Here is a 16517-nt window from a genome sequence, read left to right as displayed (position 1 = left end):
ACGAGGAGATCGCGATGCCCAAGCCCCTGCCCAACGGAAAGGAGGGCTTCCCGCCCGGCCACCACTACAGCACCGCCCGCCCGGACGAGCCGCACCAGGTGACGGTCGGCCCCGATGGCTGGACGCCGCCGACCTACTACGTCCACGGCTACGTCGCGAAGTTCAAGGTGACGGTGGGTCGCACCGAGACGGTGACGGTGCGCCACTACGACCCGCAGACCCACGCCCTGGTGCGGGAGGAGGAGGTGGAGCTGGACGGCCCGACCGACATCGAGCGCCCCGCCGGCTCCTATGTCAGCGTCAAGGGCGCGGTGGGCGCCTCGGTGGACGTGGACAAGGATTTCGGCGAGGGCTGAGCGGCCAGCGCAGCGGCCTCGCCCGCGGCGTCGCCCTGCTGGCGGGCCAGGGCCAGGGCGCGGGCGGCGCAGTCCGCCGCCTCCCCGGCGCGGCCCAGGCGGCGCAGCGCCTCCGCCCGGCGCGCCAGCTTCAGCGGCTGGTGCACCAGGAAGCGCATCGCCTCGCCCAGCGCGATGGATTCCCCCAGGTGGCGCTCCGCCGCCGCCCAGCGCCCGGCCTCGAACTCGGCCAGGCCCAGCAGCAGCAGGCCGACCACGCGCATCAGCTCCGTCTCGGCGCGCACGCATTGCTCCAGCCCTTCCGCCGCGCGGGCCGCCGCCTCCGCCGGCCGGCCCTCGCCGCGCAGCACCACGCATTCCGCGTAGGCGGCGAAGATCCAGGAGAAGGGGCGCTCCACCTCCCGCGCCTTGGCGGTGGCGGCGTCGGCGGCGGCGCGGGCGGCGGCCACCTCGCCCAGCTCCACCAGGCAGCGCGCCTGGTAGCCGCGCGCCACCACCACCAGCGGCGCGTCCAGGCCGAAGCGCCCGCCATGCGCCTCCGCGCCCGCCGCCACCTCCGCCATCAGCGCCGCGCATTCGCCGAAGCGGCCGACGCCCAGCGCCCACAGGCCGCGCTGGAAGCGCGCGCGCAGCGCCAGCGCGGCGTCGCCCTCCTGCGCCGCCTGGGCGGCGACGTCCTCCACCGCCGCCAGCGCCTCGGCGTAGGCGCCGCCCAGCCAGGCCTGGTGGGAGCGGAAGATGCGCAGCTGCGCCAGCTGGGCGCTGTCGCCCGCCAGGGCCTCGGCGCGGCGCAGGGCGGCGCGCAGCGGCTCCATGCGGCCCAGGCGGAACAGCGGCTCGCGCAGCAGCAGCAGCAGGGGCAGTTCCGCCGCGGGGTCGGCGTGGCGGGCGGCCTCGATGGCCTCCTCCAGGAAGGCGGCGGCGTCGCGGTGGGCGAAGCGCGCCAGCGCGCCCTCGGCCGCGGCGCGGGCATGCACCAGCGCCTCGGGCCACAGGCAGCCCAGCCGGGCGTGGCGGGCCAGGAAGGCCGGGTGCGCGCCCCCGGCGGCGGCGCAGATGCGCGCGTGCAGCGCCACGCGCCGCCGCGCCGTCAGCGCGCCGTAGGCGACCTCGGCGAACAGGGCGTGGCGGCAGGCGGCCAGCGCGCCCTCGCGCCGCAGGAAGCCGCCGGCCTCCAGCGCCTCCAGCAGCGGCGCCGCGGGCTCGCCGGCGCAGGCGTCCAGCAGGGCGGGGGCGCAGGGCTCCTCGATGGCGGCCAGCACCGCCATCAGCCGCTTGGCCGGGGCGGGCAGGGCGTCCAGGCGCTGGGCCAGCAGCACGCGGATGTCGGGCGGGATGGCGCGCGGGTCGGGCGCCAGCGCCGCCTGCTCGATGCACAGCGGGTTGCCGCCGCAGCGCGCCACCAGCGTGCCCACCACCTCGCCGGGGGCGGAGCCGCCCAGCCCCCACAGCGCCAGCTCCCGCGCCGCCGCCTCGGCCAGGGGGGGCAGCTCCAGGCGCTCGGTGGCGTCCAGCCAGGGCGGCGCCTCGCCGGAGCGCGCGGCGAAGGCCAGCAGGGCGGGCAGGGGGGCGGCGCGGCGCAGCAGGGCGCGCAGCGCCTCGGCGCTGCCCTCGTCCAGCCATTGCGCGTCGTCCACCCACAGCGCGGCGCCGGGGGTGCGCAGCCGCGCCTCCAGCGCCGCCACCGCAGCCTCCACCAGCGCGGCGCGGCGCTCGCGCGGGGAATGGGCGGGGTCGGGCGGCGGGGCCCAGTCCTCGCCCAGCGCGCCTTCCAGCGCGGCGAAGTCGTGCCGGGCGCGCAGGCGCAGCGCCACCACGCGCAGCAGCGGCGCGGCGGGGCGCAGCGCCTCGCCCAGCAGCCGGGTCTTGCCCAGGCCGGGCTCGCCCAGCACCAGCAGGGCGCGGCCGCGCCCGGCGCGCGCCTCGGCCAGGGCGGCGCGCAGGCGGCGCAGCTCCGCCGCCCGGCCCAGCAGCGGCGCCTCCTCCCGCGCCGGGCGGCGGGCGGCGCGGGCGCCCAGCAGCCGGTGCAGCCGCGCCGGCGCGCGCTGGCCCTTCAGCGCCACCTCGCCCAGCGGCGCCGTCGTCGCGGCCTCGCCCGCCAGGGCGCGCGTCGCCTCGCTGACCCAGCATTCGCCCGGCGCGGCGGCGGCCTGGATGCGCGCGGCCAGGTGCGCGGCGCTGCCGGTGGCGTCCAGCGCCGACAGGTTGCCCGACTGCACGGCGTGCACCACGAACTCGCCCGAATGCAGGCCCACGCGCAGGGCCAGGCCGGGGAAGCCCGCCCCCACCGCCTCCAGCATCTCGCGCGCCGCCAGGCAGGCGGCCAGGGCGTGGTCCTCCCGCGCCTGGGGGGCGCCGAACAGCGCCATCACGCCGTCGCCCATCACCCGCGTCACCGTGCCGCCGTGGCGGGCGACGGCGGCGCCCATCGCCTCCAGCGCGCCGCGCAGCACGTCCAGCGCGGCGTCGGCCGGCAGGTCCTCCACCACGGCGGAGGAATCCACGATGTCGGCGAACAGGATGGTCGCGAGCTTGTTCTCGTCCTCGACGTCGTGGAACATGAGAAAGACCGCCCCCAGAGCGGGTCATTCAAGCCACGCGCTTGCCCGGCTGGCAAGATTCCCTCAGTACGATTTGGGCAGGCCCAGCACCTTCTCGGCGATGAAGGAGCGGATCATGTTCGGGCTGACCGGGGTGATCCAGGGGATCATCGCCTCGCGCAGGTAGCGCTCGACATGGTACTCGCGGGCGTAGCCGAAGCCGCCATGGGTCATCACCGCGTCCTGGCAGGCCTTCAGCCCGGCCTCGCCGGCCAGGAACTTGGCGGCGTTGGCCTGGGCGCCGCAATCCAGCCCGCGGTCGTAGCGCCAGGCGGCGTTCATGGCCATCATCCAGGCGGCCTCCAGCGCCATCCAGTCCTCGGCCAGCGGGTGCTGCACCGCCTGGTTCTGGCCGACGGGGCGGCCGAACACCACGCGCTCCTTCGCGTAGGCGGCGGCGCGGCGCAGCGCGGCGCGGCCCAGCCCCACCGCCTCGGCGGCCAGCAGCACGCGCTCGGGGTTCAGGCCATGGAGGATCTGGCGGAAGCCCTGGCCTTCCTCGCCGATCAGGTCCTCGGCCGGGACCTCGTAGCCCTCGAAGAAGATCTCGTTCGAATCCACCGCGTGGCGGCCCATCTTGGGGATGGCGCGCACGGAGCAGCGCGTGCGGTCCAGCGCGGTGTAGAACAGCGACAGCCCGGCCGCGCCCGGCCCGCCGGTGCGCGCCAGCAGCAGGATGCGGTCCGCCACCTGGGCGGTGGAGATCCAGACCTTCTGCCCGTCCACCACGTAGCGGTCGCCGCGCCGGACCGCGCGGGTCTTCAGCCGCGTGGTGTCCAGGCCCGTGGTGGGCTCGGTGACGCCGAAGCAGGCCTTCTCCTCGCCGCGCACCAGCGGCGGCAGGAAGCGGCGCTTCTGCTCGGCGCTGCCGAACACCACCACCGGGTTCAGCCCGAAGATGTTCATGTGCACGGCGGAGGCGCCGGACATCCCGGCGCCGGAGGACGCGATGGCCTCCATCATCACCGCCGCCTCGGCGATGCCCAGGCCGGAGCCGCCGTATTCCTCCGGGATGCAGACGCCCAGGAAGCCGGCCTCGGCGATGGCGCGGTGGAAGGCGTGCGGAAACTCCCCCGCCTCGTCCTGCGCGTGCCACCAGGCGTCGTCGAAGCGCGCGCAGATGCCCGCGACCGCCTCGCGGATCGCCTCCTGCTCCGGCGTCGGTGCGAAATCCATCCGTGGTCCCCTGCTGTTCCCCGGGGTGGATGGTGCCGTCAGCCGGGGCGGGCGTCCATCAGGCGGCGGCGCGCAGGCGGGCGCGGCGCATCACCTCCAGCCGCCGCACGCCGATCACCTGGGACAGGTTGCCCTCCACCAGGTGCAACTCCTCGGCCGGCATGGCGTCCACGCCCAGCTCCACCAGCAGGGTGTCGCCGGCGCGGCGCGCCTTCACCTGGTCGGGCACCAGGTCGCGCCTGGCGAAGGGCTGCAGCAGGCGGGGCAGGGTGCCGGGCGCGGCCTCGGCGTGCAGGGTGAACAGGACGGAGACGGTGTCGGTCATCGGAAGGGTTCCTGGAATGCGGGGCAACGGGGAAGCGACCCGGACGGCGCGGCGCGCCGAGGCCTCGGCGCGGATTCAGCCGGCCGGGCGGGTAATTCGCTTCGTGGTCCGCATCAGGTGCATCGCCTCAGCGTAGCAGCAGGGGCAGCAGGGAGTCCAGCCGCACCCGGCCTTCCGCCGTGGCGCGCAGGCGCGGGCCGCGCCATTCCAGCCAGCCCTCCTCCATCAGCGCCTCCAGCACCGGCAGGTCCACCGCCTGCGCCCAAGGCAGGGCGCTGCGCGCCTCCACGCGCGCGGGGTCCACGCCCTCGTCCAGGCGCAGGCCCATCAGCAGCGCCTCGCGCGCGCGCTCCTGCGGGGACAGCGCCGTTTCCTCCACCGCGGCGTGGCCGTCGCGCTCCACCCGCGCCGCCCATTCCTCCGGCGCGCGGTGGCGGCGGGTGGCCCACATGCGCCCGCCCAGCAGCAGGCGCTGGTGCGCCCCGGCGCCGATGCCCAGGTAGTCGCCGTAGCGCCAGTAGGCCAGGTTGTGCCGGCTTTCCGCGCCCGGGCGGGCGTAGTTGCTCACCTCGTAGGGGTGCAGGCCGAAGCGCGCCGCCTCCTCGGCCGTGGCGTGGTACAGACGCGCCGCGTCGTCGTCGGCCGGCAGGGCGAAGGCGCCGCGGGCGTGCTCGGTGGCGAAGCGCGTGCCGGGCTCGACCGTCAGCTGGTAGAGGCTGAGGTGGTCGGCCGCCAGGGCCAGGGCGCGGCGCAGCTCGGCCCGCCACGCCGCCTCCGCCTGGCCGGGGCGGGCGTAGATGAGGTCGAAGCTCAGGCGCGGGAAGGTGGCGCGCGCCAGCTCCAGCGCCGCCACCGCCTCGCCCGCGTCGTGGCGGCGGCCCAGGAAGCGCAGCGCCGCCTCCTCCAGCGCCTGCACGCCCAGGCTCAGGCGGTTGACGCCGGCGGCGCGGAAGTCGCGCAGCCGGGCGGCCTCCACGCTGGTGGGGTTGGCCTCCAGCGTCACCTCGCAATCCGGCGCCACCTCGAACAGGGCGGCGGCGTCGGCCAGCAGGTCGGCGACGTCCTGCGGGCGCATCAGGCTGGGGGTGCCGCCGCCGAGGAAGATGCTGCCCAGGCGGCGCCGGCCGGTGCGCGCGGCCTCGTGCGCCAGTTCCCGCCGCAGGGCGCCGGCGAAGCGGGCGTGGTCCACGCCGGCCTCGCGCACGTGGGAGTTGAAGTCGCAATACGGGCATTTCTGCGCGCAGAACGGCCAGTGGAGGTAGAGGGCGAGGGGCTCCGGGGTCACGCCCCCGGTGTGGCCCCGATCATCCGCCGCCGCAACCGGGCGCTGATGGCGTCGATGGCGGCCACCATCAGCAGGATCAGCAGCACGATCAGGCTCACCGCCTGCCATTCCAGCGTGCGGATCATCTCCGCCAGCACCAGCCCGATGCCGCCGGCGCCGACGATGCCGATGATGGTGGAGGAGCGCACGTTGCTCTCGAACATGTAGAGCACCTGCCCGGCCATGACGGGCAGCACCTGCGGCAGCACGCCGAAGCGCACGCGGTGCAGCCCGTTGCCGCCGGCCGCCACCACGCCTTCCTGCGGCCGGCGGTCGGCGCCCTCGATGGCCTCGCTGAACAGCTTGCCGAAGGTGCCGGTGTCGTTGACCATGATGGCCAGCAGGCCGGCGAAGGGCCCCAGCCCGACGACGCTGACCCAGATGAGCGCCCAGATCAGCGCATCCACACCGCGCAGCCCGTCCAGCCCGCGCCGGCACAGGAAGCGCAGCACCTGGCTGAGGGTGGTGTTGCGCGCCGCCAGGAAGCCCAGCGGCAGCGCCAGCAGGGCGGCACCCAGCGTGCCGAGGAAGGCGATGGCCAGCGTCTCGGCCAGGGCGCGCAGCACCCCGGGCAGGGAGGCGCCGCGCGCCTCGGCCGGGGGCAGCATCTCCAGCAGGAAGCCGCCCACCTGCCCCAGGCCGGGCCAGATGCGCGCCCACTGGATGTCCAGCCGCCACACCCCGAAGGCGAACAGCGCCGCCATCGCCGCCAGCGCCAGCGCCATGCCCAGGCGCGCGACGGTGAGCACCCGGAACTGCCCGGGATGCGCGGCGCGCAGCACCGGCAGGCGCGCCCGCGCGGCCTCGGCCAGCGGACTCATGCCGCGCCCAGCAGGCGGCGCCGCAGCGCGGAGGTGGCGAGGTCCATCAGCGTCACCGCCAGCACGATGAGCAGCAGGATGGCCGAGACGTCGGCGTAGTAGAACTTGCGCACCGCCTCCACCAAATCCTGCCCGATGCCGCCGGCGCCGACGAAGCCCAGCACGGCGGCGCCGCGCACATTCACCTCCAGCCGCAGCAGCGCGTAGGAGGCGAAGCCGGCCAGCACCTGCGGCACCACCGCGAAGCGCGCCACCTGCGCCCAGGAGGCGCCGGCCGCCCGCGCGCCTTCCACCGGCTTCATGTCGATGTTCTCCACCACCTCGGCGAACAGCTTGCCCAGCGCGCCCGCCGAATGGATGGCGATGGCCAGCACGCCGGCCAGCGGCCCCAGCCCGAAGGCGATGACGAAGACCAGGGCGAACACGATTTCCGGCACGGTGCGGCCGAACTCCGCCACCCGCCGGGCGGCGAAGCGCGCCGCCGCGCCCGGCCCGGTGTTGGCCGCGCCCAGCAGCCCCAGGGCGAAGCCGCCCAGCGCCCCCAGCACCGTGCCGACATAGGCCATCAGCAGCGTGTCGCCGAGCTGCGCCAGCCACCGGTCCAGGCCCCAGAACCACTCGCCGGGGTCGGTCCAGGCGCGGGCGCCGGTGTCCAGCGTCAGCGTGCGGTCGAAATAGCCCAGGAAGCGGTCGCCGCGCTCCCACAGCAGGGCGGGGCGCACCTCCGCCACCCAGGCGGAAAGCAGCACCAGCGCCAGCAGCAGCGCGCCGCCGGCCAGGGCGCGGCGGCGCGCGGCCAGCCGCGCCTCCTCCACCTGGGCCAGCAGCGGGCCCAGGCGCGCGGGTTCCAGCAGCGCCGGCATCAGCTCCGCTGGCGCCGCAGCCCGTCCACGAAGCGGTTCAGCTCGATGATGGGCTGGTAGGCGGCGTTGGTGACCGGCTGCCAGGGCTGCTGCTGGCCGTCCGTCATGCGCTGGAACAGGGCGGGCTCGCGCTGCGGCAGCTCCAGGTAGGCGGTGCGGATGGCGGCCTTCAGCTCGTCGGGCAGGGTGGACAGCATGGCGGTGGGCGAGTTCACGATCTGCTCGGAGCGGAAGATGACGCGGAAATCCTCCACCCGCGCCATGTTGCGCCGGGCCATGCGCGCCAGGTTCGATTCCTGCTCGTCGTTCCACCAGTTGGCGGCGACGTCCACCGTGCCCTGCTGCAGCGCGATGACCGCGTTCTCGTGGCTGCCGGTGTAGACCACGCGGGCGAAGAACTGCTCGGGCACGATGCCCATGCCGTGCAGGGCGAAGCGCGGCACGTTGTTGCCCGAGGTGGAGTTGGGGTCCACCAGGCCCAGGTTGCGCCCGCGCAGGTCCTGGATGGCCTGGAAGGCGCTGTCGCGGCGCACGTAGAACACGCTGTGGTAGCCCTTGGTGCCGTCGCGGTTGACCTCGATGGCGAAGGCCTCGATGGGCGCGCCGGTCATCAGCGCGCGGGCGAAGGCCGAGGGGCCGTACTGCGCGACGTGGATGTTGCCGGCGCGCTGGCCCTCCACCACCGCGGCGTAGTCGTTGGCGATGCGCAGGCGCACCGGCACGCCCAGCGTGCGGGACATGTACTCCACGAAGGGGCCGAAGCGCTCCGTCACGCCCGCGCTGTTCTCCGCCGGGATGGAGGCGAAGGTCAGCTCGGGGAAGCGCGCGCGCCAGGCGGGGGCGGGCTGGGCGGCGGCGGGCAGGGCGAGCGCTGCGGCGCCGGAGCCGAGCGCGAGGCGGCGGGTGATCATGGCGGTGTCCTCAGGCGGGGTGGGGGAGCAGGGATTCGGGCGCGACGATGCCGGGCCCGGCGGCGGCGGGGCCGAAGGCCTCCGCGGCCTCCATGCCGTACAGGGCGCGGGCGGCGGCGTCGGTCAGCGCCTCCGGCGGGCCGTCGAACACCACCCGCCCGGCCGCCAGCCCCACCAGCCGCTCGCAGTAGGAGCGCGCGAGGTCGAGGCTGTGCAGGTTCACCAGCACGGTGATGCCGAAGCGGCGGTTGATGGCGGCCAGCGCCTCCATCACCAGCAGGGCGTTGCGCGGGTCCAGGCTGGCCACCGGCTCGTCGGCCAGGATGATGCGGGGCTCCTGCACCAGGGCGCGGGCGATGGCCACGCGCTGCTGCTGCCCGCCCGACAGGCTCTCGGCGCGCTGGGTGGCCAGGGCGCCCATGTCGAACTGCTCCAGCGCCGAGAGCGCGATGGCGCGGTCCAGCTCCGGCCACCAGCGCAGCAGGGCGCGGGCGGTGCCCACGTGGTTCAGCCGGCCGACCAGCACGTTGGTCAGCACGTCCAGCCGGCCCACCAGGTTGAACTGCTGGAACACCATGGCGCAGTCGCGCCGCCAGCGGCGCAGGGCGGCGCCGCGCAGGGCCGTGACGTCCCGCCCGCCGAAGCGGATGGTGCCGGCGGTGGGCTCGGCCATGCGGTTCAGCAGGCGCAGCAGGGTGGACTTGCCGGCGCCGGAGCGGCCGATGACGCCGACCATCTGCCCCTGCGGGATGGCCAGGGTCACGTCCTCCAGCGCCGTGCGGGGGCCGAAGCGGCGGGTCAGCCCCGCGATCTCCAGGGTGGCAGCATCCATGCGCGGGGCTGTAGGCGCGCGGTGTTGCAGCGGCGTGACGCTTGCGTGGCGGCGCGGCGAAAACGCTTCCTTCATCCCTTGCCGCCATGCTGCCGCCCGATGTCGCCGATGCTGGAACCCCTGCGCCGCCACGGGCTGCTGGACGGCCCGCCGCGCACCCGCGCCGCCGCCGCGCGGCGGGCCGCCGGGCAGGACGGCCCGGCCGGGCTGGCGCTGCTGCGCCGCGCCTGGGCCCTGGGCCTGCGCGACCACGCGACCTGGCGCCGCCTGCTCGGCGAGGTGCGGGACGGGCGGGACCTCGCCGCCCTGGCCGGCGGCCTGCGCGACCGCGCCATCGCCGCCGCCCTGGCGGAGGAGGCGGACGCGCTGCTGGTGGCCGCGCTGGACTTCCAGGGCCTCGCCATGCTGCACGACCTGCCGCCCTGGGAGGGGTGGCTGGCGCCGGCGCTGCGCCGGGTGCTGCCGCCCGCGCCGCTGCCGCCCCCCTTGCCCGGCCCGCCGGTGGTGGCGCACGTGGTGCCCTTCCCGCTGGAGCCCGACAGCCCCCTGCCGGCCCTGCCGCTGGAGGTGGCGGCCCTGCACGCCACCCTGCCGGCGCGGGTGTTCATCCCGGCCCCGCGCGCCCTGGTGGCGGCGCGCAACCCCGCCCTGCTGGAGCTGGCGGCGCGGCTGGGCCTGGCGCCCACCTTCACCGCGGCCGACCCCGCTGCCCCCGCCCCCCTCCGCCTGCGCGCCTGGCGGGAGGAGATCGCCGCCCTGGGCGCCGCCTGCGCCTGCTTCCACTACGCCACGCACGAGATGGGCCTGCTGGCCGCGCTGCGCCCGGCGCCGCTGGTGGTGGGCTTCGACCACGGCCACCCGGGCCGCTTCGCCGCCCCGGTGCTGGACCTGTGCTTCGCCACCCACCCGCACGGCGCGATGGAGGGCGCCTGCCCGACGCTGTTCCTGCCGCTTGGGCTGACCCGCGCGCATGAGGGCACGCCGGGCGCGCTGCCCCGCGCCGCGCTGGGCCTGCCGGACGGCGCGCCCCTGCTGATGACCTCCGGCAGCGCGGACAAGCTGCGCGCCCCGGCGCTGGCCCGGGTGCTGGCGGCGGCGATGCGCGCCGCGCCCGGCCTGCACGTGCTGGCGCTGGGCGACGACGCCCTGCCGCCGCCCGGGCCCGGGCTGGCGGGGCGCTGGCACCCGCGCGCCCGCCGGCGGGACTTCGCCGCGGTGGTGGCGCTGTGCGACCTCTACCTGGACACCGTGCCCACCGGCGGCGGCTTCGCCCTGGCCGAGGCGATGCGCCAGCGAAAGCCCTGCGCCGCGGCGCACCACGACCTGTCCGGCGCCTTCGACCGCGGCCGCGGCTTCGGCGCCTTCTGCTACCTGGCGCCGGACCCCGCCATCGCCGTCCCGCCGGGGGACGAGGCCGCGCTGGCCGCCCGCGTGGCGGAGATCCTGGCCGACCCGGCGCCGCAGCTGGCCCGCCAGGCCGGGCTGCTGCCGCTGATCACCGACCCCGCCGCCCAGGTGGCGCGCATGGAGGAGGAGGTCTGGCGCCGCCTGGCGTGACGGGCCAGCATGCAGGCCGGAGGACAACGCCCATGACCCATCGCCGCGCCCTGCTGGCCGCGCCCCTGCTGCTGCCCACGCTGGCGCGGGCGCAGGATTTCCCGTCCCGCCCGGTGTCGGTGATTTCCGGCTACGCGCCGGGCGGGCTGACCGACATCGTGTCCCGCGCCGTCGCTGCGCGCATGGAGCGCGAGCTGGGGGTGCCCCTGGTGGTGGAGAACCGGGTGGGCGGCGCCACGGCGGTGGCCAACACCCATGTCGCGCAATCCCGCCCCGACGGGCACACGCTGCTGATGGGCACCTCCACGCTGGCCATCAACCCGGCGCTGCAGCCCACGCTGACCCCGCGCGAGCCGCAGCGCGAGCTGATGCCGGTGGGCATGGTGTTCCGCTCGGCCTTCGTGCTGCACGTGCATCCCTCGCTGCCCGTGTCCAATGTCGCGGAGTTCGTGGCCTATTGCCGCGCCAACCCGGGGCGGCTGAATTTCGGCAGCAGCGGCACCGGGGCGGTGAACCACCTGGCCCAGGCGCTGCTGGCGTCGCGCGCCGGCATCGAGGTGGTGCACGTGCCGTTCCGCGGCGGCGTGCCGGCGCTGGTGGAGCTGCGGCAGAACCGCATCCAGGCGATGTTCCAGGCGGTGCTGGAAGCCGCGCCCGTGCTGCGCGAGGGCGCGACCAAGGGCCTCGCCATCTCCTCCGCCCGGCGGTCCGCCCTGCTGCCGGAGCTGCCGCCGGTGGCCGACACCCTGCCGGGCTTCGAGGCGGTGTTCTGGCAGGGGCTGTTCGTTCCCGCCGGCACGCCCGAGCCGGTGCGCGCCCGGCTGGCCGCCGCCCTGCGCGCCGCGACGGAGGACGCCGAGCTGCGCGCCCGCATGGCCCAGCAGGGGGTGGACATCGAGACGGGGGATGCGGCAAGCCTGCGCGACCTGCTGGCGCGCGAGACGGTGCAATGGGGCGACCTGATCCGCAGCGCCAACATCCGCCCGGAGTGAGCCCGATGCGCGCCTTGGCCCTGATTTTGCTGCTGGCGGCCTGCGACGCCCTGGACACCTCCCAGGGCGCCTCGGGCTTCCCCGACACCGGCATCGGGGGCACCGGGCGCTATGTCGGGCAGATCACCACCGGCGGGCAGATGATCCTGAACCGGGACCTGCCGCCGACCTCGCAGATGCGGGTGCGGTAGGCCCCGGCCCCGCGCTCAGCGCGAGGGGACCGGCGGGTCCTGCCCGTAGTCGTAGAAGCCCTTGCCGGTCTTGCGGCCGTGCCAGCCGGCCTCGACATACTTCACCAGCAGCGGGCAGGGGCGGTACTTGCTGTCGGAAAGCCCGTCATACAGCACCTGCATGATGCTCAGGCAGGTGTCGAGGCCGATGAAGTCGGCCAGTTCCAGCGGGCCCATCGGGTGGTTGGCGCCCAGCTTCATCGCGGTGTCGATGGAGCGGATGTCGCCCACGCCCTCATACAGGGCATAGACGGCCTCGTTGATCATCGGCACCAGGATGCGGTTGACGATGAAGGCCGGGAAGTCCTCGGCCACCGCGGTCTGCTTGCCCAGCTTCTTGGCCAGCGCGTCCACCGCCTGGAAGGTGGGCTCGTCCGTGGCGATGCCGCGGATGATCTCCACCAGCTTCATCACCGGCACCGGGTTCATGAAGTGCATCCCGATGAACTTCTCGGGACGGTCGGTGCCCGCGCCCAGGCGGGTGATGGAGATGGAGGACGTGTTGGACGCCAGCATCGCCGAGGGCTTGAGGTGCGGGCAGAGCGCCTTGAACACCTCGCGCTTCACCGCCTCCTTCTCCGTGGCGGCCTCGACGATGAAGTCGGTGTCGCCGAGCGAGGCGTAGTCGGTGGAGGTGGTGATGCGGCCCAGCGCGGCGTCGCGGTCCTCCGGCGTGATCAGCTTGCGGCCGATCTGGCGCTCCATGTTGCGCGCGATGGTGCCCAGCGCCTTGTCCAGCGCGGCCGGGTTGATGTCCACCATCGCCACCGGCAGCCCGGCCAGGGCGGCGACATGGGCGATGCCGTTGCCCATCTGCCCGGCGCCGACGATGCCCAGGGAGGCGATCTCCGGCACCTGGACCACGCCTTCGGGCGTGGGCGCGACGCGGATGGTCATGTTCTGTCTCTCCGTCAACACGCGATGGGGTGCCTCATGGCGCCCCTGTGGTCAGAACCAGCGAAATCCCTTGGCCATCAGCCCGGCCAGGCCGAGGGCGGAGGCGATGATGGCGCCGAACAGGATGCGGAAGTCGCGGTCCTGCTTGTCGCGGAGGTCGCGCGCGCCGTCCTTCAGTTCCTTCAGCGTGGCGTCGGTGGAGCGGGCGATCTGCTCCAGCACGGCCACGCGCTCGCGGGTGTCGTCGGGCGGCATGCCGCCAACATCGCCCCCGCCGCCACCGCTTTCAAGCGGTATGCGTGCCTCGGCGTTCCGCCGCGCGTCCTCCGCCTCGACCAGGCGCAAGTGGTCCGGCTGCCGAATGCCGCTCACGCAAGGGAATCCAAGACGCCCTTGGCGCGGTCCAGGGCGTCGAGCGCCCTGTTGAACGCATCGTCGGCCCGGGTCTTGTCGCTGTTGTCCATGGCCACCTTCAGGTTCGCCACGGCCAGCGCGACATCCATCTGTGCGATGGCGAGCTGCCGGATCGCGCTTGCCCAGTTCGGCGGCTGCGGCTGGTTCAGCAGCGCCATGGCAAGGGCGTCCGGCGGCAGGCTCATCCCGTCTACTTCGCCAGCTCCGCTTCCAGCTCCGGGATCACCTTGAACAGGTCGCCCACCAGGCCGTAGTCGGCCACCTGGAAGATCGGCGCCTCCTCGTCCTTGTTGATGGCGACGATGACCTTGCTGTCCTTCATGCCGGCCAGGTGCTGGATGGCGCCCGAGATGCCGATGGCGATGTACAGCTCCGGCGCCACGATCTTGCCGGTCTGGCCCACCTGGTGGTCATTGGGCGCGTAGCCCGCATCCACCGCGGCGCGCGAGGCGCCGACGGCGGCACCCAGCTTGTCGGCGATGCCCTCGATCAGGTGGAAGTTCTCGGCCGAGCCCATGGCGCGGCCGCCGGAGACGACGACGCGCGCGGCCGTCAGCTCGGGGCGCTCGCTCTTCTGCACCTCGGCGCCGACGAAGGCGGACTTCGCCTCGCCCGCCACGGCGGCGACGTTCTCGACCGGGGCGGAGCCGCCGGTGGCGGCCACGGGGTCGAAGGAGGCGGCGCGCACCGTCATCACCTTCTTGGCGTCGCTGCTCTTCACCGTCGCCAGCGCGTTGCCGGCATAGATGGGGCGAACGAAGGTGTCGGCGTCCACCACGCCGGCGACGTCGCTGATCGGCTGCACGTCCAGCAGCGCGGCGACGCGCGGCATCACGTTCTTGCCGGCGGCCGAGGCCGGGGCCAGCAGGTGCGAGTAGCCGGGCGCGAGGCTGACCAGCAGCGCCGCCACCGGCTCGGCCAGGCGGTGCGCCAGGGCCGCGTCCTCGGCCAGCAGCACCTTGGCCACGCCGGGCAGCGCGGCGGCGGAGGCGGCGGCGGCGGCCGCGCCCTCGCCCAGCACCAGCAGGTGGATCTCGCCCAGGGATTGCGCCGCCGCGACGGCCGAGCGCGTGGGCTGGGAGACGGCCGACCCGTCGTGGTCGGCGAGGATCAGGACGGCCATGCTCAGATCACCTTCGCTTCGTTGCGCAGCTTCTCGACCAGCTCCTGCACCGTGGCGACGCGCGCCCCGGCCTGGCGCTTGGCCGGCTCCTCCACCCGCAGCACGGAAAGCCGCGGGGTGGGGTCCACGCCGAGGTCGGCGGGCTTCACCGTCTCGATCGGCTTCTTGCGCGCCTTCATGATGTTGGGGAGGCTGGCGTAGCGCGGCTCGTTCAGCCGCAGGTCGGCGGTGACGATGGCCGGCAGGGCCAGCTTCACCGTCTCCAGCCCGCCATCCACCTCGCGGGTCACCACGGCCTCGTCGCCGCTGACCTCGATCCTGGAGGCGAAGGTGCCCTGCGGCCAGCCCAGCAGCGCGGCCAGCATCTGCCCGGTCGCGTTCATGTCGTCGTCGATGGCCTGCTTGCCGAGGATGACCAGCGCCGGGCCTTCCTTCTCGACCAGGGCCTTGAGGATCTTGGCGACCGCGATGGGCTCCAGCACGCCGTCATGCTCGACCAGCACGCCGCGGTCGGCGCCCATGGCCAGCGCGGTGCGGATCTGCTCCTGCGCGGCGGCGGGGCCGGCGGAAACGGCGATGATCTCCGTCGCCACGCCCTTCTCCTTCAGGCGCACCGCTTCCTCGACGGCGATCTCGTCGAAGGGGTTCATGGACATCTTGACGTTCGCCGTCTCGACGCCCGTGTTGTCCGCCTTGACGCGCACCTTGACGTTGTAGTCCACCACCCGCTTCACGGGGACGAGGAGCTTCATGGGCCGTTCCGCCTTGTCCGACTGACGATTTGTGCAGCGCGGAACCTAGCCCCGCCCCCCTCAGTGGGCAAGCGCCGGGCCGCGCAGCCGCTTCCAGCCCAGCACCAGGGCCGTCACCACGCCCCCGGCCAGCAGCCCCAGCACGCCCGAGCCCGCGGCCACCACCAGCCAGCCCAGGAAGCCGCCGCCCACCGCCTCGGCCCAGCCTTGTAGCAGGTGCTCCGGCCCGGCCAGCCCGTATCCGGCCAGCCCGTGCAGCAGGATGCCGCCGCCGACCCAGATCATCGCCGCCGTGCCCACCACGGACAGCGCCTTGAACACGGCGGGCATGGCGTGCACCAGCCCGCGCCCCAGCGGCGCCGCCGGGCCGCCGCGCGCCGCCAGCGCCACGCCGGCGTCATCCGCCTTCACCAGCAGCGCGACGGCGCCGTAGACCACGACGGTGATGCCCACCCCCACCGCCAGCAGCACGGCGGCCTGCATCCAGAACCCGGCCTCGGGCACCGTGGCCAGGGCGATGGCCATGATCTCGGCGGACAGGATGAGGTCGGTGCGGATGGCCTGGGAGATCTTGGCCTGCTCGATCGCCGCCGGGCCGCCGGTGATCTCCTCCGCCGGGCCATGATGGGCGATGAGGCCCAGCGCCTCCAGCGCCTTCTCCGTGCCCTCGAAGGCCAGGAACAGGCCGCCGGCCATCAGCAGCGGCGTGATCGCCCAGGGCGCGAAGGCAGACAGCGCCAGGGCGGCCGGCAGCAGGATCAGCAGCTTGTTGCGGAAGGAGCCGAGCGCGATGCGCCAGATGATCGGCAGCTCCCGCGCCGGGGCCAGCCCCACCACGTAGCGCGGCGTCACCGCGGCGTCGTCGATCACCACGCCGGCCGCCTTGGCGCCGGCCTTGGCGGCCTGGGCCACCACGTCGTCCAGGCTGGCCGCCGCCAGCTTGGCGATGGCGGCGACGTCATCGAGGAGGGCGAGCAATCCGGTGGCCATGCGCGTCCTAACCCTGGTCCCGCGCCAAGGTTTGCGCGCCGGTGGGGCAGAGGTCCAGCACGGCGCATTCCCCGCAGCGCGGGCGGTGGAAGTGGCAGGTCTTCTGCCCGTGCCGCATGAAGACCTGGTGGTCGTCATACACCGCCTGCGCGTCCCATTCGGGCGGCAGCAGCGCCTCCAGCACCCGGTGCGCCGGGCCGACCGCGAGGCTGGCGGGGATGATGCCCAGGTAGGGAACCAATACAACCCATTGAATCGTTTGTGCGTTTCGCCACTGATTGAGGTTCAGCGGTGGAGATTGGCCATGGCGCGGTTGTTCTGGTTGTCCGAGCAGGCGTGGACGGTGCTGGAGCG

General features: G+C 74.8%; 19 protein-coding genes. 4 read left to right on the top strand and 15 right to left on the bottom strand.

Features of this window, described 5'->3' with window-relative positions; all coding sequences use genetic code 11:
* Nucleotides 1-14 precede the first annotated feature (14 nt).
* On the top strand, nucleotides 15-356 hold the full coding sequence (locus tag ACI6QG_RS18215; RefSeq protein WP_407026015.1) for a hypothetical protein: 342 nt from the start codon (nucleotides 15-17) through the stop codon (nucleotides 354-356).
* Here the strand turns inward: ACI6QG_RS18215 and ACI6QG_RS18210 are convergent.
* The 8 genes from ACI6QG_RS18210 to phnC form a co-directional block, all read right to left on the bottom strand.
* A complete protein-coding gene (locus ACI6QG_RS18210; RefSeq protein WP_407026014.1) occupies nucleotides 290-2917 on the bottom strand; it encodes an AAA family ATPase in 2628 nt (875 codons plus the stop codon). The genes ACI6QG_RS18215 and ACI6QG_RS18210 overlap by 67 nt on opposite strands.
* A gap of 63 nt (nucleotides 2918-2980) precedes the next feature.
* Nucleotides 2981-4132 (bottom strand): acyl-CoA dehydrogenase family protein, encoded by a 1152-nt coding sequence (locus ACI6QG_RS18205; protein ID WP_407026013.1) that lies wholly within the window; start codon nucleotides 4130-4132, stop codon nucleotides 2981-2983.
* A gap of 58 nt (nucleotides 4133-4190) precedes the next feature.
* Nucleotides 4191-4457: an ACT-like domain-containing protein gene (locus ACI6QG_RS18200; protein WP_407026012.1), complete on the bottom strand. Its 267-nt coding sequence runs from the start codon at nucleotides 4455-4457 to the stop codon at nucleotides 4191-4193.
* Nucleotides 4458-4584: 127 nt separating this feature from the next.
* Nucleotides 4585-5742, bottom strand: a complete 1158-nt coding sequence (gene hemW / locus ACI6QG_RS18195) for a radical SAM family heme chaperone HemW (protein WP_407026011.1) — start codon at nucleotides 5740-5742, stop codon at nucleotides 4585-4587.
* Nucleotides 5739-6602: a phosphonate ABC transporter, permease protein PhnE gene (gene phnE, locus ACI6QG_RS18190; RefSeq protein WP_407026010.1), complete on the bottom strand. Its 864-nt coding sequence runs from the start codon at nucleotides 6600-6602 to the stop codon at nucleotides 5739-5741. The genes hemW and phnE (ACI6QG_RS18190) overlap by 4 nt, the downstream gene beginning before the upstream one ends.
* On the bottom strand, nucleotides 6599-7465 hold the full coding sequence (phnE, locus tag ACI6QG_RS18185; RefSeq protein ID WP_407026009.1) for a phosphonate ABC transporter, permease protein PhnE: 867 nt from the start codon (nucleotides 7463-7465) through the stop codon (nucleotides 6599-6601). Before phnE (ACI6QG_RS18185) ends, phnE (ACI6QG_RS18190) begins: the two co-directional genes overlap by 4 nt.
* A complete protein-coding gene (phnD, locus tag ACI6QG_RS18180) occupies nucleotides 7465-8376 on the bottom strand; it encodes a phosphonate ABC transporter substrate-binding protein (RefSeq protein WP_407026008.1) in 912 nt (303 codons plus the stop codon). Before phnD ends, phnE (ACI6QG_RS18185) begins: the two co-directional genes overlap by 1 nt.
* A 10-nt stretch (nucleotides 8377-8386) precedes the next feature.
* Entirely contained in the window at nucleotides 8387-9208 is an 822-nt protein-coding gene (phnC, locus tag ACI6QG_RS18175) for a phosphonate ABC transporter ATP-binding protein (protein ID WP_407026007.1), read from the bottom strand.
* Nucleotides 9209-9307: 99 nt separating this feature from the next.
* Here phnC and ACI6QG_RS18170 point away from each other — a divergent pair, with 99 nt between their 5' ends.
* The 3 genes from ACI6QG_RS18170 to ACI6QG_RS18160 are packed head-to-tail and all read left to right on the top strand — an operon-like array spanning nucleotide 9308 to nucleotide 11948.
* The gene (locus tag ACI6QG_RS18170; RefSeq protein ID WP_407026006.1) at nucleotides 9308-10765 is read left to right on the top strand and encodes a glycosyltransferase family protein; all 1458 of its coding nucleotides are present in this window, start codon (nucleotides 9308-9310) and stop codon (nucleotides 10763-10765) included.
* Between the two features lie 32 nt (nucleotides 10766-10797).
* Nucleotides 10798-11757, top strand: a complete 960-nt coding sequence (locus tag ACI6QG_RS18165) for a Bug family tripartite tricarboxylate transporter substrate binding protein (RefSeq protein WP_407026005.1) — start codon at nucleotides 10798-10800, stop codon at nucleotides 11755-11757.
* A 5-nt stretch (nucleotides 11758-11762) separates the two neighbouring features.
* Nucleotides 11763-11948: a hypothetical protein gene (locus ACI6QG_RS18160; protein WP_407026004.1), complete on the top strand. Its 186-nt coding sequence runs from the start codon at nucleotides 11763-11765 to the stop codon at nucleotides 11946-11948.
* A 15-nt stretch (nucleotides 11949-11963) separates the two neighbouring features.
* Here the strand turns inward: ACI6QG_RS18160 and ACI6QG_RS18155 are convergent, their stop codons facing one another.
* The 7 genes from ACI6QG_RS18155 to ACI6QG_RS18125 all read right to left on the bottom strand — a co-directional run bounded on the left by ACI6QG_RS18155 (nucleotide 11964) and on the right by ACI6QG_RS18125 (nucleotide 16404).
* Nucleotides 11964-12884 (bottom strand): 3-hydroxybutyryl-CoA dehydrogenase, encoded by a 921-nt coding sequence (locus ACI6QG_RS18155; protein ID WP_407026003.1) that lies wholly within the window; start codon nucleotides 12882-12884, stop codon nucleotides 11964-11966.
* A 51-nt stretch (nucleotides 12885-12935) separates the two neighbouring features.
* Nucleotides 12936-13139 (bottom strand): hypothetical protein, encoded by a 204-nt coding sequence (locus ACI6QG_RS18150; RefSeq protein WP_407026002.1) that lies wholly within the window; start codon nucleotides 13137-13139, stop codon nucleotides 12936-12938.
* A gap of 113 nt (nucleotides 13140-13252) precedes the next feature.
* Complete coding sequence (locus ACI6QG_RS18145; RefSeq protein ID WP_407026001.1) at nucleotides 13253-13483, bottom strand: hypothetical protein; 231 nt, start codon at nucleotides 13481-13483, stop codon at nucleotides 13253-13255.
* A 5-nt stretch (nucleotides 13484-13488) separates the two neighbouring features.
* Nucleotides 13489-14421, bottom strand: coding sequence for an electron transfer flavoprotein subunit alpha/FixB family protein (locus ACI6QG_RS18140; RefSeq protein ID WP_407026000.1), 933 nt, complete (start codon nucleotides 14419-14421; stop codon nucleotides 13489-13491).
* 2 nt (nucleotides 14422-14423) lie between these two features.
* On the bottom strand, nucleotides 14424-15173 hold the full coding sequence (locus ACI6QG_RS18135) for an electron transfer flavoprotein subunit beta/FixA family protein (RefSeq protein WP_407025999.1): 750 nt from the start codon (nucleotides 15171-15173) through the stop codon (nucleotides 14424-14426).
* Between the two features lie 60 nt (nucleotides 15174-15233).
* The gene (locus ACI6QG_RS18130) at nucleotides 15234-16163 is read right to left on the bottom strand and encodes a DUF808 domain-containing protein (RefSeq protein ID WP_407025998.1); all 930 of its coding nucleotides are present in this window, start codon (nucleotides 16161-16163) and stop codon (nucleotides 15234-15236) included.
* Nucleotides 16164-16170: 7 nt separating this feature from the next.
* Nucleotides 16171-16404 carry a hypothetical protein gene (locus ACI6QG_RS18125; protein WP_407025997.1) on the bottom strand — a complete coding sequence of 78 codons (234 nt, stop codon included), beginning with the start codon at nucleotides 16402-16404 and terminating at the stop codon, nucleotides 16171-16173.
* Nucleotides 16405-16517 lie beyond the last annotated feature (113 nt).

The sequence above is a fragment of the Sabulicella flocculans genome, assembly GCF_045449635.1.
In the GTDB taxonomy this organism is placed as follows: domain Bacteria; phylum Pseudomonadota; class Alphaproteobacteria; order Acetobacterales; family Acetobacteraceae; genus Roseococcus.
This window is presented reverse-complemented; position numbering and strand designations above follow the sequence as displayed.

Bases quoted from the DNA above. Each gene is read 5' to 3' on its own strand.
- phnD (WP_407026008.1), bottom strand. From the start codon at position 8,376: ATGATCACCCGCCGCCTCGCGCTCGGCTCCGGCGCCGCAGCGCTCGCC.
- ACI6QG_RS18170 (WP_407026006.1), top strand. From the start codon at position 9,308: ATGTCGCCGATGCTGGAACCCCTGCGCCGCCACGGGCTGCTGGACGGC.
- phnE (WP_407026010.1), bottom strand. From the start codon at position 6,602: ATGAGTCCGCTGGCCGAGGCCGCGCGGGCGCGCCTGCCGGTGCTGCGC.
- ACI6QG_RS18215 (WP_407026015.1), top strand. From the start codon at position 15: ATGCCCAAGCCCCTGCCCAACGGAAAGGAGGGCTTCCCGCCCGGCCAC.
- phnC (WP_407026007.1), bottom strand. From the start codon at position 9,208: ATGGATGCTGCCACCCTGGAGATCGCGGGGCTGACCCGCCGCTTCGGC.
- ACI6QG_RS18155 (WP_407026003.1), bottom strand. From the start codon at position 12,884: ATGACCATCCGCGTCGCGCCCACGCCCGAAGGCGTGGTCCAGGTGCCG.
- ACI6QG_RS18150 (WP_407026002.1), bottom strand. From the start codon at position 13,139: ATGCCGCCCGACGACACCCGCGAGCGCGTGGCCGTGCTGGAGCAGATC.
- ACI6QG_RS18140 (WP_407026000.1), bottom strand. From the start codon at position 14,421: ATGGCCGTCCTGATCCTCGCCGACCACGACGGGTCGGCCGTCTCCCAG.
- ACI6QG_RS18205 (WP_407026013.1), bottom strand. From the start codon at position 4,132: ATGGATTTCGCACCGACGCCGGAGCAGGAGGCGATCCGCGAGGCGGTC.
- ACI6QG_RS18135 (WP_407025999.1), bottom strand. From the start codon at position 15,173: ATGAAGCTCCTCGTCCCCGTGAAGCGGGTGGTGGACTACAACGTCAAG.
- ACI6QG_RS18160 (WP_407026004.1), top strand. From the start codon at position 11,763: ATGCGCGCCTTGGCCCTGATTTTGCTGCTGGCGGCCTGCGACGCCCTG.
- ACI6QG_RS18145 (WP_407026001.1), bottom strand. From the start codon at position 13,483: ATGAGCCTGCCGCCGGACGCCCTTGCCATGGCGCTGCTGAACCAGCCG.
- ACI6QG_RS18210 (WP_407026014.1), bottom strand. From the start codon at position 2,917: ATGTTCCACGACGTCGAGGACGAGAACAAGCTCGCGACCATCCTGTTC.
- ACI6QG_RS18165 (WP_407026005.1), top strand. From the start codon at position 10,798: ATGACCCATCGCCGCGCCCTGCTGGCCGCGCCCCTGCTGCTGCCCACG.
- ACI6QG_RS18200 (WP_407026012.1), bottom strand. From the start codon at position 4,457: ATGACCGACACCGTCTCCGTCCTGTTCACCCTGCACGCCGAGGCCGCG.
- phnE (WP_407026009.1), bottom strand. From the start codon at position 7,465: ATGCCGGCGCTGCTGGAACCCGCGCGCCTGGGCCCGCTGCTGGCCCAG.
- ACI6QG_RS18130 (WP_407025998.1), bottom strand. From the start codon at position 16,163: ATGGCCACCGGATTGCTCGCCCTCCTCGATGACGTCGCCGCCATCGCC.